This window comes from Streptomyces sp. Tek67B01 (genome assembly GCF_055231995.1).
This window is the reverse complement of record NZ_JBUYUY010000002.1, coordinates 388,698-400,682: the sequence shown is the minus strand read 5'-3', so window position 1 is coordinate 400,682 and position 11,985 is coordinate 388,698. Positions and strand designations below refer to the sequence as shown.

At 68.9% G+C, this 11,985-nt stretch carries 12 protein-coding genes; 7 read left to right on the top strand and 5 right to left on the bottom strand.

Features of this window, described 5'->3' with window-relative positions; genetic code table 11:
• Positions 1 to 491: helix-turn-helix domain-containing protein (locus tag ACV7NM_RS35195; protein WP_463414473.1), on the bottom strand; the 491-nt coding region annotated here is incomplete at its 3' end.
• Positions 454 to 675: a hypothetical protein gene (locus ACV7NM_RS35190; protein ID WP_463414472.1), complete on the bottom strand. Its 222-nt coding sequence runs from the start codon at positions 673 to 675 to the stop codon at positions 454 to 456. The genes ACV7NM_RS35190 and ACV7NM_RS35195, both read right to left, overlap by 38 nt.
• 783 nt (positions 676 to 1,458) lie before the next feature.
• Here ACV7NM_RS35190 and ACV7NM_RS35185 point away from each other — a divergent pair.
• The 3 genes from ACV7NM_RS35185 (at position 1,459) to ACV7NM_RS35175 (ending at position 5,103) form a co-directional block, all read left to right on the top strand.
• Positions 1,459 to 2,451 carry a DNA-binding protein gene (locus ACV7NM_RS35185; protein WP_463414471.1) on the top strand — a complete coding sequence of 331 codons (993 nt, stop codon included), beginning with the start codon at positions 1,459 to 1,461 and terminating at the stop codon, positions 2,449 to 2,451.
• Positions 2,452 to 2,611: 160 nt separating this feature from the next.
• Complete coding sequence (locus tag ACV7NM_RS35180) at positions 2,612 to 3,391, top strand: TnsA-like heteromeric transposase endonuclease subunit (protein WP_463414470.1); 780 nt, start codon at positions 2,612 to 2,614, stop codon at positions 3,389 to 3,391.
• Entirely contained in the window at positions 3,391 to 5,103 is a 1,713-nt protein-coding gene (locus tag ACV7NM_RS35175) for a transposase family protein (protein WP_463414469.1), read from the top strand. The genes ACV7NM_RS35180 and ACV7NM_RS35175 overlap by 1 nt, the downstream gene beginning before the upstream one ends.
• On the opposite strand, the gene ACV7NM_RS35170 is transcribed toward ACV7NM_RS35175, so the two are convergent.
• On the bottom strand, positions 5,092 to 6,183 hold the full coding sequence (locus ACV7NM_RS35170) for an IS630 family transposase (protein WP_463414468.1): 1,092 nt from the start codon (positions 6,181 to 6,183) through the stop codon (positions 5,092 to 5,094). The two genes, ACV7NM_RS35175 and ACV7NM_RS35170, sit on opposite strands and share 12 nt — an antisense overlap.
• Positions 6,184 to 6,522: 339 nt before the next feature.
• Here ACV7NM_RS35170 and ACV7NM_RS35165 point away from each other — a divergent pair, with 339 nt between their 5' ends.
• The 3 genes from ACV7NM_RS35165 to ACV7NM_RS35155 are packed head-to-tail and all read left to right on the top strand — an operon-like array spanning position 6,523 to position 8,665.
• The gene (locus ACV7NM_RS35165) at positions 6,523 to 6,687 is read left to right on the top strand and encodes a hypothetical protein (protein ID WP_463414467.1); all 165 of its coding nucleotides are present in this window, start codon (positions 6,523 to 6,525) and stop codon (positions 6,685 to 6,687) included.
• Positions 6,681 to 7,748: a TniB family NTP-binding protein gene (locus tag ACV7NM_RS35160; RefSeq protein WP_463414466.1), complete on the top strand. Its 1,068-nt coding sequence runs from the start codon at positions 6,681 to 6,683 to the stop codon at positions 7,746 to 7,748. The genes ACV7NM_RS35165 and ACV7NM_RS35160 overlap by 7 nt, the downstream gene beginning before the upstream one ends.
• Entirely contained in the window at positions 7,745 to 8,665 is a 921-nt protein-coding gene (locus ACV7NM_RS35155; RefSeq protein ID WP_463414465.1) for a TniQ family protein, read from the top strand. The genes ACV7NM_RS35160 and ACV7NM_RS35155 overlap by 4 nt, the downstream gene beginning before the upstream one ends.
• A gap of 223 nt (positions 8,666 to 8,888) precedes the next feature.
• Here the strand turns inward: ACV7NM_RS35155 and ACV7NM_RS35150 are convergent, their stop codons facing one another.
• A complete protein-coding gene (locus ACV7NM_RS35150; RefSeq protein WP_463414464.1) occupies positions 8,889 to 9,959 on the bottom strand; it encodes a hypothetical protein in 1,071 nt (356 codons plus the stop codon).
• A gap of 485 nt (positions 9,960 to 10,444) precedes the next feature.
• Positions 10,445 to 10,750, bottom strand: a complete 306-nt coding sequence (locus ACV7NM_RS35145) for a helix-turn-helix domain-containing protein (protein WP_463414463.1) — start codon at positions 10,748 to 10,750, stop codon at positions 10,445 to 10,447.
• 1,023 nt (positions 10,751 to 11,773) lie between these two features.
• Between ACV7NM_RS35145 and ACV7NM_RS35140 the strand changes: the two genes are divergently transcribed.
• Positions 11,774 to 11,926 carry a thiazolylpeptide-type bacteriocin gene (locus ACV7NM_RS35140; RefSeq protein WP_463414462.1) on the top strand — a complete coding sequence of 51 codons (153 nt, stop codon included), beginning with the start codon at positions 11,774 to 11,776 and terminating at the stop codon, positions 11,924 to 11,926.
• The last annotated feature ends 59 nt before the right edge of the window (positions 11,927 to 11,985 follow it).

Sequence of the window (11,985 nt, the reverse complement as noted above, 5' to 3'; positions counted from 1 at the left end):
CGGCCCGAAGCACCAGCGACCATGACCAGCACCGGACAGCGGCGGGTTTGCCCGTGCCCCACAGCGAGCTCACAAGGAGGCCACCACAAGCCGCACTCCGCCCACCCCGGGCCGGGGCGCTCGTAGGGCACCGCCAGGAACTGTTGGTGCTTCGGTTTGGCCGGCACAAGCAATCTCAGACGGGCAACGTGGGACCGCAGCAAGCTGCTGGATGCCGACCACTCGATGCGTCGTGCGATTTCAGCAGCATTCAGAGCAGGCTCCTTCTCCAGCAAGCGCAGAATCCGTGCTTCGAATGGCTCGGCGAGCGACGTCCTGGCCGGTCGCTGATATCGGGGCGGCTCAGCAGAACGAACGAGGCGACGCACCGTGTTAGGCGCCAGACCCATACTCCGCGCGATCTGCTTGATCGGAGTACCAGCGGCACTCAACCTGCGCACCTCCGCCCACACGTCAGCCGAGAGCACGCGGCCTCTCCTCCCCCTCCGCATCCAGCGGTACAGCCTCGCGGGTCTGGTGCCAGGCACGGCGAACCCGGCCCAAGGCCCGAATGACCGACACCAGATCCAACAGCAGGATCTCGGTCCCCTTCAGGACCTTCCGTCCCAGGAAGAACAGGGCACCTATCACTGCTGCCACGCCCATGACAACCGTGACGACGACATCAAGGTTCATGCCGCACCACCCCGACGCCGCTGTCCTGCGAGCCAACGGCCACAAACTTGCGTGAGTCCCACTCTCAGTCTCCCCACATCTCGACCAGTGGGCCCTCACAACGAAGGCCCGTCTTGCCAGCGCGCATGGATGTCCATTAGCGCTGGCAAGACGGGCCGCACTCCTCTTCAACTACTGTCCAGGCACCCACCGACAACCGACCCCACCACTGCCAAGTGAATCTTGAACCCCCACCCATGCCAACCCGCGAATCCCAAAGGTCACCGGGGGGAATGCCCAACCACCAGACCGCAGCGCCGTCTTCCCTCGATGAGGCACCAGAAGGACCTACACCTCCTTGGCCAGGACAAATGGCCACCGCGCAGTACCTCCTTTTGGGAGCCTGAAGGTATGAAACCCGGGGTCTTCCAGATCGCTCCCCTCCGCGGAGAAACGACCTTCTCCTTCCTTGCACGGATCGCCGCCCGCTACGGACAGACCCCCGCTGAACTCCTGGGTCACTGGCAGTGGAGCAACCACCAGCCACGACACCCGGGCGGGAGGCCGCGTGCCGACTCCGAAGTACTACTCAACCAAGCCGGCCGAGCCATGCTGGCAAAACTGTGTAGGGCTGACGAGGAAGCTTTTGAGCAGGCCCTGCCATCGTGGTGGCACGGTGATGAGCAATTCACCGACGAGCAGCTGTCAGGAGCTCCAAGAGCACTCTGGCGCGTCGCAGGCACAGCGGTGAAACCGGTGGCGTTCGGCTGCCGGCTCTGCACGGCCCGACGCACCGGACAGACCGTGCGTGTAGTCCGCTACGCCGAGCGTTGGCGGCGGGTGTGCGAGCGGCACCACCGGTGGCAGCTCGACGCTGACGTCGACCACGGCCTGGAGCACCTCGACCTGCGCGAGAGTCCGGAAGTGGCCCAGGCACAGCGGCGGTGGGCGAGGGTAGAGCGTCGGGCGCGCGGGGCCAGGCTGGAGCCGGCTGAGGTGTTCGGCCTCGCAAGGGCGGTGGTGTGCCGGTGGTGGGAACAGGCCTTGGGTTGGGGTGAGGAGCGGATCTGGCCGGCCCGGCTGCACCGGCTTGCGGGCGGGGACGCAGGGCCCAGGTTTTGGTGGTGGCACGCTGTGGCCCGGGACGCGGTGGTCTTTCCCGAGGTCGTCGCTGTGGCCGACGCGCTGCTGGACCCTGCCATGGAGGAGCTGGCCTGGGCGGACAGCGGGCGGGAACAGATCCGGCCTCGGCCCGTGGACGGTGCGTTCTGCCGGGAGCTGGGCGTGCGGGTGGGGCGTCCCTGGCTGGGACCTGTGGTGGCGGTCGACTACGACGGGCCACTCGTCGCCGGATGGCTGGGCGCAGTGGTCCGCCGGCGCCGCGGTATCGGGGACCCTGACGGCCGGGGCCAGAACCCGTGGTGGGTGAGCCGTGAGCGGCAGCCCGTCTCCACGGGGGCGCAGCTGCACCGGCTGGCCGAGCGGGAGGACGGCACCATCAGCTGGCGCAAGGCCGTCCCGGACGCCGATCGGGGTCGTCTGGAACGGCTGCTGGACGAGGCGGTCCAAGTGTTGGGTGACGTCCATGTCCACGATGGTCGACCCGTCGCCGAGGCCAGCCGGAACATGCTCCGCTTCCTCGCCAAGGGCAGCGAGATCCTGGACCGTGCGCTCCTGGAGGCTGCCCACGCTGCACTCCAGGCGGGCGTGCCGCCGCAGTTCGTCGGCGAGTGGGGCAAGATCCCCGCTGATCTCGTAGCGGAGATCGCCGGGCGCGGGCCGGTGGCGGACGACTGACCCGCTCCTGCGTCAGTGCCCGCATGCCGACTCACGTCGGCGGATCTGTAGCAGAAGGGTGCGGGCTGTGTCCCGCGCTTGGGGCGTGGTCCGTTCGATCGCGTGAGGCTCCTTCGCGACCGGTGTTTGTGCGCACGGTTCACGTACTTGGCTGTCGGCCATGAGCAGTCACGCACAAGGAGACGGCGGCCGGGCCGGCACCGGCTGTGAGGCGGAGTTCAAGGACCTGTCGGGATGTGTGCGGCAGCTTCCGTGGCACCAGGCCGCCGCGTCCGTACGGTTCGAGGAGCTGCTGCCGGTTGCGGCCTTTCCCGTGATCCCGGGAAAGCGGTGGGCACCAGGATGGTGGTGGTCGGCGACGACCGGCCGGCATGTGGTGCACGGGTCGGCGGCCATGCGTTCCCAGTTGATGGTGCTCGACCGCGATCCCGGGGTCGTAGGTCTGGCCGGGCGGCCGGTACGGGTCGTGTGGCGTGACGGGCAGGGCCGGGTGCGGTCCTGGGTGCCGCAGCTCTTCGCCCGGTACGCCGACGGGACGGCCCTGCTGGCCGACTGCCCCGCCATTCCTGGCGATGGCGGGGAACGGGCGCGCCTGGCCGCGCAGTACGTGGGTGCGGCATGCGCGGAGGCGGGGTGGGTCTACCAGCGGCTGGAGCCCCTCGACGCGGTCTTGGCGGCCAATGTCCGCTGGCTCGCGGGTTACCGGCACCCCCGCAACGGCGGTGGCCCGGAACGGATGGCAGCGGTGCAGGATGCTTTCCGGGATCCGCGGCCGCTGATCGAGGGCGTGCGGGCAGTAGGCGATCCCATGGGCGTGTGGCCGGCCGTGTTCCACGCGCTGTGGTCCGGCCGGCTGACCGTGTCATTGTCCCGGCCCCTGCACGAACGGGTCGTCGCCCGGCCAGGCACGGCTTCCGGTGTCACGGGCGGGGAGGCGTGATGAGCAGCCGTGGTGCGAGGCGGCCGGTGGTCGCGGTGGGCGGGCACGTGGTCTTCGAGGGCCGCACCTGGCAGGTGGCAGCCATGGACGGGTCCGTCGTACGGCTGGTTGCCGAGGACGGAACCGTCACCTCGCTCCTGACCAGCTACCTGTGCGCGGCAGCCGATTTCGCGGTGGTCGGTGCTCGGCCCGCGGTGGCGGTGCCGCAGTGGGGGCTGTTCGAGACGGTGCCGGTGCGGGAGCAGGAACGGGCGCTGGCCTGGCAGCGGCACCTGCAGGAGATCGAGTGCGGCCTGCCCGGCGGGCCGGGCAGTGCGGGGGTGCCGCGGCCGGCGTACGCGCTGGAGCGGCCGACCAGCGATCGGGTGGCAGCCAAGGCCGACGAGCTCACGGCACTGGGCTGGACGGGGGTGAGCGCGCCGACGATCCGCAGGATGCGGGCCCGCTACCGCCGCCAGGGCCTGTGGGGGCTGGTCGACCACCGCACCACCAAACCCTCCAGCCGGACGGGGCGCGCCGACGAGCAGGTCGTCGTGGCGGTGTTGGAGGCGCTGCGGCGCCAGCGCGGGCGCTCCAAGGGCACGCTTGCCGGGCTGCGGGAGCTCACCCGGCAGGTCCTCGCCGAGACCCACGGCCCCGACACGGGTGTGCTGCTGCCGCCGGTGTCCACGTTCAACCGGCTCGTGCGCGCGCTGGCCGATCCGAGGGAGCTGCCGGGCCGCCCCGCACGGACCGCCTCGAGCCCGACGCCGCCCTTCACCCCGACCACGGCGCTGCGGCCCGGGGAGCAGGTCATGCTGGACACGACGCGCCTGGACATCATGGCCGTCTCCGACCACGGCATGGCGGGCCGTCCCGAGCTGACGATCGCCCTGGATGTCGCCACCCGCAGCATCCTTGCCGCGGTACTGCGGCCGGGCGGGACCAAAGCCGTCGATGCCGCGCTGCTCCTCGCCGAGATGGCCGTCCCGCACCCGGTCCGCCCCCACTGGCCCGCCTGCCTGCACCTCGCGCACGCGAGCATCCCCTACGAGCGGCTCCTGGACATCGACGCGCGGCTGGAGCACGCGGCGGCCCGGCCGGTCATCGTCCCCGAGACCGTCATCGTCGACCGCGGGAACATCTACCTCTCGGCAGCCTTCCGCGCCGCCTGCGAAACCCTCGGGGTCAGCCTTCAGCCCGCGCCTCCGCGCCAGCCCGCCGCTAAGGGGCCCGTGGAGCGGACCTTCGCCTCGATCAACACCCTCTTCTGCCAGTACGTCGCCGGCTATACCGGCTCCAACGTCGTCCAGCGCGGCCGCGACGTTCAGAAGGAAGCCTGCTGGAGCGTGGCGCAGCTCCAGGACCTCCTCGATGAGTGGATCACCGCCGGCTGGCAGCCCCGGCCCCACGAAGGCCTGCGGCACCCCACGATGGCCCAGGCCGCCTTGTCTCCGAACGAGATGTGGGCCGCGCTCATCGCCGCATTCGGGTACATGCCGGTGCCGTTGACCGGCCGCGACTACGTCGAGCTGCTGCCCACCCGCTGGCACAAGATCACCGACCGCGGGATCCGCATCAGTCACCGCACCTACGACGACGCTATCCTCAACCCGCTCCGCGGACAGCCCTCCGACATCCACGCCCGCAGCGGGAAATGGGAAGTCCACCACAACCCTCACGACGCACGGCAGGTCTGGATCCGCCTGCCCGACGGACACCTAGTGACCTGAGTCAGAGATTCGGTGGCAGTACGCGGCGACTTTGTCGAGGATCTCGTCGGCGGTCTTTGTCCAGACGAAGGGCCTGGGCTGCTCGTTCCAGTCGGCCACCCATGCCCGGATGTCGCGTTCGAGGGCCCGGACGGAGCGGTGGACGCCGCGCTTGAGCTTCTTCTGAGTCAGCTCGGCGAACCACCGCTCGACCAGGTTCAACCACGACGCGCTCGTCGGCGTGAAGTGCAGGTGGAAACGTGAGTGGGCCAGCAGCCAACGTTTGATGTCGGGTGTCTTGTGGGTGGCATAGTTGTCCAGGATCAGATGAACCTGCAGGTCAGCCGGAATTTCCTTGTCGAGCTTGTTGAGGAACTTCTTGAACTCCGCTGCCCGGTGGCGCCGGTGAAGGGATCCGATGACCTTGCCGGTAGCGACCTCGAGGGCGGCGAAAAGGGTCGTGGTCCCGGCCCGGACGTAGTCGTGGCTGCGGCGTTCGGGAACACCGGGCACCATCGGCAGGACCGGCTGGGACCGGTCCAGGGCCTGGATCTGCGACTTCTCGTCCACGCAGAGAACCAGAGCCTTCTCCGGCGGGTCGAGATACAGGCCGACGACATCGCGGACCTTGTCGATGAACAGCGGGTCGGTGGACAGCTTGAATGTCTGCGACCGGTGTGGCGCCAGCGCGAACGCCCGCCAGATCCGCGAGACCGTCGACTGCGACATGCCCGTGGCCGCGGCCATCGATCTCGTCGACCAGTGGGTCGCGTTCTTCGGCGTCTCCTCAAGCGTCTTGACGATGACCCGCTCGACGTCAGCATCTGTGATCTTCCGTGGGACACCGGGCCGCGGTTCGTCGCACAAGCCGTCCAGTCCCCGCTCGATGAAGCGGCGCCGCCAGGTGCGGACCGTGTCCGGCACGATCCGCAGCCGGCGGGACACCTCCATGATCGAGTGGCCTTCGGCGCACTCCAGCACGATCCGCGACCGCTGAGCCAAAGCCTGAGCCGTCGTACGGCGACGTAACCAGCCCTCCAACACCGCCCGCTGGGCACCAGTGACCGACAACGGCGGAATCTTCGGACCCGGACGACTCATGCTCGACTAACGACGAATCTCTGACTCAGGTCACTAGCCGAGATCGGATGGATCCACCGCGACCACGTCCACCAGCCCTTCAACGACCACCTCTGGCAGCACCTCAAGAGCGAGGTCGAACACCGTGGCGACAGCGAACGGTACGAGGCTGATCTCGCCGACGCTCTCCAGGCGATCCTCACGCGTGCCCGCTCCGGGACAAACGCCCGCCCATCTTCCGGTGAGGCGGCAGGGGCAAAGCGCGTACGGGCCTCCCTCCCGGCGTGGCCCGACACGCCTGCCATCGCCGACGGTGGCGGTGGCGCAGCTCAGGCTCTCCGTGAGACGTCCGGGACCAGCGTGCGCCTGCCGGGCCAGGCCACCGGAGACGACCCCGGCCTCGACGGCGTGGAAAGCCTGGACGACCTCGAGGACATCGACGAAGACGACGAGGACTGGGCCTCGGCAGCGAAGGCTGGCGGGTTCGGCCTCTACGACGCCCGGCGGGAGGCAGAGAAGTGGTGAACCACGATCCGACGCCGGAACCAGGTCCGGGCGACGCCTTGCCGCCGACGACGTGGCAGGGCTGGCAGCAGTTCGTCGACACCCCTCCCCCAGCGCCGCCGGGCCCCGATACGCCGGCACGCAGCGTCGAGGAGCGGCTCGCCTACCACTCCGACTTCGTCACCGTCCGCACCCCGGCCATCAACACCATCTCGACCACCGTGCGCACCCTCATGGTCCTGGGCCGCCACCAACGGGCCACCGCCCGCCCCAGCCTGATCGTCACCGGGCCCCCGACCACCGGGAAGACCACCGCGCTCCTGCAAGTCGGCCGCACCTGCCACCATGCCGAACTCGCCCGCACCGGCATCCGCGACCAGATGCCCGTCGCGTACATCCTCGTCCCACCCGGAGCCAGTGCGAAGACCCTGGCCGCGGAGTTCGCCCGCTTCCTCGGCATCCCCCTCACCCACCGCATGACACAGGCCCAGATCATGACGTCGGTCTGCGACACCTACACCCGGGCAGGCGTCCGGTTGGTGATGATCGACGAGATCCACCGGCTCAACCCCCGCACCAGCACCGGCGCCGAAGCCACCGACCTGCTCAAAGACCTCACCGAACGCATCGGAGCGACGTTCGTCTACGCCGGCATCGACGTCACCGCCACGCCCCTGTTCACCGGTATCCGGGGCGCGCAACTCGCTGGCCGCGCCACCCTCATCGACTGCGACACCATCCCTGCCCGCCGAGGCACCAGCCAACCCTTCCGCGACCTGGTCGCCTCGCTGGAGGCCTGCCTCGACCTCAAAGAGCACCGGCCCGGGACCCTGCCCCGCCTCGCCCTCTACCTCCATGCCCGCACCGGCGGGCGCATCGGCAGCCTCGCCCGCCTCCTACGCCAGGCCGCCATCACCGCGATCCTCGACAACACCGAACGCATCACCAAAGCCAGCCTGGAAGCCATCACCCTCGACCACCTCGCCGAAGACAACCACCGCCCCCGACCCCAGGCCAGCCCCACCCGCCGGCGCCGAAGCGGACACCACAACGGCCCACCGGCCAGAGCAGAGCTGCCGTGAGCACCCCGGCAGCGCCCGCCACCAACACGCCGAACCCCACCGCGCCCGGAGCGATACGCGTCAGGCCGCTACTGCGCGAGTCGACCGCCTCCTACCTCAACCGCCTCGCCGGCACTTACCGTCTGGACTCACACCAGCTCCTCGAAGGCATCGGCATCACCATCCACGGCCGCCCGGGCAGCACGCCAGGCCACAGCGAGATCGTCCTCTCCCCCACAGCACTCCACCACGTCGCCACGTTCGCCCGCGTCCCCGAGCTGCAGCTCGCCCTGGGAAGGGGCCTCCATGGGTCAGGAGGCCCGGACCCCGGCCATCCGACCGCTCGCTGGCAGCCTCTTGAACCCGCCCGCCAGACCACCCGCACCTGCCCCCAGTGCACGCTCCGCCACACCCACGGAACCACCAGCCAGGCATGGGCCTACCAGGCCCCACACAGGCGGCTGTGCCCACGCCACCACCAATGGGGCACCCCACCCGGCGACACGGCATCCCTGAACACCCGAGCACTACCGGAGCTCGCCCAAGCCCACCACGCCCACCGGCGTCTCGTACGCCGCCCCGACCCCACCACCGCCTACCAATGGGCGGACATGATCACCACCCGCTGGTACGACCACCAGCAGCACCTCACCCAACGCTGGCACCACCGGCTCACCCGCCTCGCGGACACCAACCCGACACCCGCCCACGGGAGGTCCTGGGCACTGACCGGACGCGATGCGGTCACCTACCCCGAAACCGTCGCACTCGCCCGACACCTCACACGCACACCCCGCGGCCAGACCGGAACCGGCACCGGCTTCCTCGACCAGACCGCCCACGCCCTCGGCCTGGACCGCCTCGTACTCCCAACCGACGACCTGCTCCGGGCCTGGATCCACACCAAGCGGGAACGACCCCGACGCCGCTGCTTATAGACGGGCCGTTACACCTGCACAAAAAATCGGTACAACCACACACACCTGACAGACCCGACCAACCTGAGAAACCACCAGGCCATGGGCCAGGACCAAAGCCCGCCAGGCCCTCCATAGGCCAGCCCCGACAGTCAGAACAACACCCACCACACCCGCGTACCAGCCAACCAACCTGCACACACCCAGGCCAGAACACCAGCACAAGCACTAAATCAATGGCCCGTCATACAGGCTGCCACCGGTAACGGGCAGTTCCACCGTAGGACATTCCCAGGGCCACGGTGAGCTGCTTGAAGTCGAGTTCGTCAGCAAGGGTGAGCAGCCGTGTGGAGCGCAGGGTCCGCGGGAGGAGCCCAGCTGGTGCGAGGCTGTCTCTGATGTGGGCTGCGCCGGCGGGATCGGTGGTGACTCTGGTGAGCCGGGTGACCAGTACGTGCGGGTTGTCCGTGTGCAGGGCGCGGCGGTGAGTGAGGCAAGCTTCCAGGGCTCGCCACGTGGCGTCATCGAGAGCGAGATCGACACTGCGCCCGGGGAAGCGGACCGTTCGGGAGACAGTCGCGATGTCCATGAGGGTGAGATGGCGGAGTTCGGTGGTGGTGGCAGCGTGCAGAAGAGCCGCCAGGCCGATGAACGCCTCGTGCGGCAGGACACCCTCGCCAGCGGTCCAGCGGCGGTAGAAGACACACTGCTCATCGAGGGTGAGGGTGGAGCCGCTGAAGCCGCGTGGCTGCGGGGCCTCCATCGCCGCGGCGGGGTCGTGCAGCACCAGGCCGGTCCGGTGGGCGTGGGAGAAGAACTGCCTCAACCCCGCCAGCCAGGAAGCCCGGCGAGCCGGGTTCCGGGCCAGGAACGCTTCAAGGTCGCCGGTGTTCACGCCTGCCCAGGTGGTGTGTCCCTTCGCGTGGAGGTGGAGTGCCAGGTCCCGGACGGTGTCGAGGCGGATCTCGATGGTCTTGAGCTGATTCGGCCGCAGCCCGAGACGCTCGGCATTCTCCCGCCGGGCCACCAGTACCTCCGCGAAAGCACGTACGGCGAGGCGCAGCGAGGCAGGCACGGCCTCGATCCGGCGCTCACGACGGGCTGCGGCTCGCGTGTTCTGGATGTCTGTGGGGGCGTCGAGGAGGTGGTGGGTGTGGAAGAAGTCCGCGAGCAGCCGGCTGAGCCAGGGGCGCGTATGGCGGGCCTCGGCGAGCAGACCGTGCGGGTCGGTGTAGCCCGTGTCGATGAGAAGACGGGCCGTGTGAGCGAGGGCGTCCGCGCCATAGAAGACGTTGCGGTGCGTCGCCAGATGCATGGCGAACTCCTCCCACCACGACGGCGTGCAGGGCATCCGGCGGGCCCAGCCAGCCGCGCGGGTTGTGACCGTGTGAGGCGAGTATTCGTAGCAGCGCTTGCACATGCCCCGCGCCCACTGGGACGGCACACCGCACCCCGTACAGGCCGCAGGCGGCTCCGCCCTCGCCGGATCGGAGCACGGACGGCACCACTGGGTCGCCGCATCGAGGGTGCGCCGGCGCCCGCATCGCTGACACGAGCCACGCCCGTGGCCGCCCGCGGCCCGGCGCCGGCAAGCCGCGCACACCTCCTCCGCCGAGCGCCTGCCACCCCCGCAACCAGGACACGTCCGCAAGCACCAGGCGCACAGGCCAGAGCCTGGGCGCAGCCGGCGCAGCTTCGTACAGCCGGGGCAGCGGCCCTGCACGGCGACAGGAGCGGACACTGACATGGATCTTGAACCTGCCAGGTAAAGGGAGGACGAACAGCGAAGAGCCACGGAGGTCACAAGGGAGGCAGTGACCGTCTCCCGGCAGCCCTCAGCGGGGCAGACGACAGCTGCCCGCCTGACAGCCCCGCCAGTACGGGTACCGAGAGCGGGGCCAGTGCTGCGGGACTCAGCACGAGGAGATCTCCAGGAGCGCAGTCCAGGGCAATGCACAGCGCAGCCAGGGTGGACAGCTTCACCTGGGACGGCTGCTTGATGAACAGGGCAGACACCGAGGCCGCAGACAGGTCCACTCCCGCCTTCTCGGCCAGCAGCACAACGCCCCACTCCTCCAACACCCCCTCCGCGCGAGCTTGCTCCATCCGCCGATGCAAGCCCGAGACGTTCCCGCCCACCTCCGCCAGCACCGCCCACAACGGCACGCTTAACGAGAACCCGCCCTGACGCCTCCGCGGCTCGATCTGCCCCGCCCGTCCCTCAGCGAGCCACCGCCACACCGTCCGCTCCGAAACGCCGGCGAACTCCGCAGCAACCCTCACATGCAGCCGCGACACGACCCCTGACTCGTCCACCGCGAGCAGACGCCGAACCACCTGGGCACGACGCGACCCAGCCTCCGCAAACCCAGCCTCACCACGTACACGACCCGACCGACCAGCCACACCCCCCCAGGACAGCCCAAAAAGACCACCCTGAACACAGGAACTTTCAACCCCGTGACAGCCACGCAATCAACGTGCTATCGGCACATGGCAGCACCTTGGTCACCCCATGACAGCCACCACGGACCCAGCAACAGTGCCGTACCAGGCAGAACGCCATCACACACCGACGACACCCAAACCCCACCACCACACCCCCAGCTCACACCGCTAACCCCACCAGAACCCGGCACACAAAAAGGCTGCAACCAGCACAAACGCCAGGCGAGCCATTTACACCTCAACACAGGAGACACAGCCCCAGGTCACATACACCGGCCAACCTTTGGAACCCTTCGGCCGGTCTCTCAACAAACCCACAACACACCAGACCAGCCAACACCCAGTACACCGACCACCACCCCCACCAGCCTCACCTTCCCTTGTGGGCAGCGGTGTCGGCACGCCCCGGGGGTGACCGAAATGGCATGCCCCCTCCCGGACTTCACCAGTGAAATCAAGCCACCCGCGTTGGTGGGGATCATGTGGAAGCTATGGCATCGATGGGCCGGAAACCCTGGAATCTCGGGTTTTGGCAGACAGAAGCGGAATGTCCGATACGCCTCTGGTTCTCGTGATCATCAGATCGTAGCTTCAGGGATTGATCCACAAGAACCGGTCACCGGCCGGCCGTCGAAAACCCTCGACGTGCCCGGTCGTGGACTCCGAATCCAAGGAGGCGTCATGAACGCTCTGGACATCGACTTCGAGGAGTTCTCCCTCGACGAGATCGCCGTTGAGGACGTGCCCGACACCACCGGTCTGCCGGTGATGGGGGCTTCGGACGGAGCCTCGTGCTGCCGGGCCAGCTGCTCCTGCTGCAGCAGCAGCAGCTGATCCGTCGCCGGGGGCTGGCAATCGGCCCCCGGCACGCCAGCCGACACGGAACCACCCCC

Bases quoted from the DNA above. Each gene is read 5' to 3' on its own strand.
- ACV7NM_RS35145 (WP_463414463.1), bottom strand. From the start codon at position 10,750: ATGGAGCAAGCTCGCGCGGAGGGGGTGTTGGAGGAGTGGGGCGTTGTG.
- ACV7NM_RS35170 (WP_463414468.1), bottom strand. From the start codon at position 6,183: ATGAGTCGTCCGGGTCCGAAGATTCCGCCGTTGTCGGTCACTGGTGCC.
- ACV7NM_RS35150 (WP_463414464.1), bottom strand. From the start codon at position 9,959: ATGCATCTGGCGACGCACCGCAACGTCTTCTATGGCGCGGACGCCCTC.
- ACV7NM_RS35180 (WP_463414470.1), top strand. From the start codon at position 2,612: ATGAGCAGTCACGCACAAGGAGACGGCGGCCGGGCCGGCACCGGCTGT.
- ACV7NM_RS35140 (WP_463414462.1), top strand. From the start codon at position 11,774: ATGAACGCTCTGGACATCGACTTCGAGGAGTTCTCCCTCGACGAGATC.
- ACV7NM_RS35175 (WP_463414469.1), top strand. From the start codon at position 3,391: ATGAGCAGCCGTGGTGCGAGGCGGCCGGTGGTCGCGGTGGGCGGGCAC.
- ACV7NM_RS35190 (WP_463414472.1), bottom strand. From the start codon at position 675: ATGAACCTTGATGTCGTCGTCACGGTTGTCATGGGCGTGGCAGCAGTG.